The 1,757-nt window shown below is 38.5% G+C and carries 2 protein-coding genes; both read left to right on the forward strand.

Going from position 1 to position 1,757, the window contains the following annotated elements; translation table 11 throughout:
* The coding region (locus F557_RS23240) for a hypothetical protein (RefSeq protein ID WP_019001309.1) at positions 1-285 on the forward strand (285 nt) is incomplete at its 5' end.
* A 39-nt stretch (positions 286-324) separates the two neighbouring features.
* Positions 325-1,236 carry a PIN domain-containing protein gene (locus tag F557_RS21045; RefSeq protein ID WP_281167341.1) on the forward strand — a complete coding sequence of 304 codons (912 nt, stop codon included), beginning with the start codon at positions 325-327 and terminating at the stop codon, positions 1,234-1,236.
* The last annotated feature ends 521 nt before the right edge of the window (positions 1,237-1,757 follow it).

Consider the following 1,757-nt stretch of genomic DNA (forward strand, 5'->3'; position numbering starts at 1 on the left):
CCTCTGGATAACTCGGCCGCCGAGAGAGCTATTCGTGACTTTGCAGTGCTGAGACATTCAATGCCCAGCGGATTTGGCTCTATTGAGGGAGCTAAGTCTACGGCTGTGTTCTCATCATTTCATGAAACCTGCAAAGCTCATGGAGTTGACCTGGAAGATTACCTTGAATTTCTGTTCAGATATATGGGTATTCACAGAGACGAACTGAAAGATGAATCGCTGTCTGATGAAAGAAGAAATGCTATTCTTGAGCAGGCTATGCCGTGGAAATTTAAGAAGGCCTAAAGTGCTGACTTTAGACCTAATACGAGTAATTTAAAAGGTCTGAGCAAAGACGATTTGATTTTCATATTCTACACAGCTAGTACGGAGACTATTACGCTAGATAACATCAATCAACTCAACAAATCAGGATGTAAATATGAGTTGATTAAGGTTCCCGCAGGTTCTCAATCTCTAGATATGCATCTAATCTCTTTTGTGGGCTATGCAATTGGCCTTGGTGGAGAAAAATATAATTACATTGTAATAAGCAAGGATAAGGATTATGACAATGTCATTAGTTTTTGGAAAAGCAAATGTGGGATATCAATTAAACGGCAGGCAGCCATAAATATCAGTTCGGTAAAAAATGCCATACCTATTGATACAAGTATAGATAATCCAAATAATCCGGTTCAGGAATTACCGCAAACCCTCCAATCACAAATTGATAGTAATGGCAAAACAGTCGATGAATCTCCATCAGAAAATGTCGAAAACGTTGATATAAATGTACAGCTACCTTCTGATTTAAAACAGGATCTTGAAGACCTTATTCTCAATTCGGGGCGTTCGCAAGAAATGGCAGTAAAAGTTGAGAAGGCGGTGGCTGACGGCATAAAAGAAGAAATGGCCTTGAGTTCAATTCATTTTAATCTTAAGGCAGTTACAGATGATTTTCATGCAATTTATGAATTGATAAAGCCATTAGTGAAAAAACATCTCAAGGTGGTTGATCAGGAAAAAGATGATGCTGTTAAAAAGTCACCTTGTGAACCATCCATTAACGAGAAAGTGCAGAAGGTATTGCGTGAGAAGAAATATTCTGGAGAGATTTTTAATTCTGTAGCATCGATTGTAAGCAAGAATCATAAAGAGAAAAATGCAAAGATGTTGGTGTATCGAGCTATTGTTGCAAAGTACGGGCAGGAGAAAGGATTAGAGCTTTATCGCCATATAAAACCTTTGCTTTAAAGTTTTAAGGAAACAGCAGTGCCGTAGTTTCTTACTGCGACACCGCCTTAAACTTAAAGATGATACCTGTTTACGGGGTCATCATCCAATATTTGTCATGGTTAACATGAATATCGTTTAATTGTTTTTTATAGTGTGTCGATGCTCTCTGAGTCTGTCCCTTTTTTGCTTGCTAGGTTTGTCCGGCACTAACTTTCATTCTGCTCAGTGATTTTGCCCCTCCAGATCATTTCGTTACACCTGTAAATTACGGGTTACAGCTGTAACAGATTTTTTTACACCAGATACAGTAATCCTAAATCTGGAGTGATTACACCGGAATAAAGAATGAGATAAATAGATATTGCTAAGTTACCAGAGAGGAAGAAGCAAATTTGCTTTTCCGAAACGTGAGAAGTATTTTTAGGAAGATCTATTGATTTTGAGGGAAGCCGTAGGATATGACTTCCCAATGTTCATCGAAGTAGCTTTCAGGTTAACCAGCCTCCGGAGTCTGATTTTTATGCAGTTGTTCCCGGAAG

The organism is Succinimonas amylolytica DSM 2873 (assembly GCF_000378405.1).
In the GTDB taxonomy this organism is placed as follows: domain Bacteria; phylum Pseudomonadota; class Gammaproteobacteria; order Enterobacterales; family Succinivibrionaceae; genus Succinimonas; species Succinimonas amylolytica.